The organism is Plebeiibacterium sediminum (genome assembly GCF_026013605.1).
Lineage (GTDB): Bacteria > Bacteroidota > Bacteroidia > Bacteroidales > Marinilabiliaceae > Saccharicrinis > Saccharicrinis sediminus.
Map to the genome: position 1 here is coordinate 1 of NZ_JAPDPJ010000253.1, position 668 is coordinate 668.

The 668-nt window shown below is 28.1% G+C and carries 1 protein-coding gene; it reads left to right on the forward strand.

Annotated features, from left to right (window positions below; all coding sequences use genetic code 11):
- Positions 1-179 precede the first annotated feature (179 nt).
- Positions 180-668 (forward strand): hypothetical protein (locus OM075_RS25335; RefSeq protein ID WP_301193352.1); only part of this gene is annotated, 489 nt, incomplete at its 3' end.

A 668-nucleotide genomic window follows, 5' to 3' on the forward strand; every position in this document is an offset into this window, starting at 1 on the left:
TTAAGTCATAAAAAAATAGCTATTGAATCACTTTGTCTTCACGTACAACCTGTCGTTAAAAAAGATAAAACTGAAGAAATTAAAAATCTTTTATTGAAACTGATAGAATAATAGTAATTTTCAAGTTATATAATTTTTGATTACAGTTATTCAAATTTGGATTAAGAATTCATGTTCTTATGGATGCCTTTCATTACATAGAAAAAGTTGATCTAATCAAGTATCTTTTAAGTTCTGGATATGTAATAGATGTGCATAAATCTACTGCCAGGCAAAAAGTATTTGAAAAGGATGGCGAGAAGCTTTTAGTGCTGAGACATCAAAAAACTGGAAAGTATATTTATCAAAATCTAAACGATACCAGAGATAAAGGTAATATTATCAATTTTGTAGTTAATAGAATTAATGGTTATCTAAGTACAGACAGTAAGACCAAGCAAGATTATGCCAAAGCTTTTGCCCAGTTAGATGATGATTCCGGAGGAAAAGAACTGACTAAGGAAATAAAAATTTTTCAAGAGAAAGTTAAATTTGAATATGAACTTTATGCTCCTCATGAATTAATCAATTATAATTTTCTATTGAGTCGTGGTCTGACAAAGGAAACAATTAATCATCCTTTATTTAAAGGGACTATAGTAAATTGTTACAAATATGGTTTTAAGACC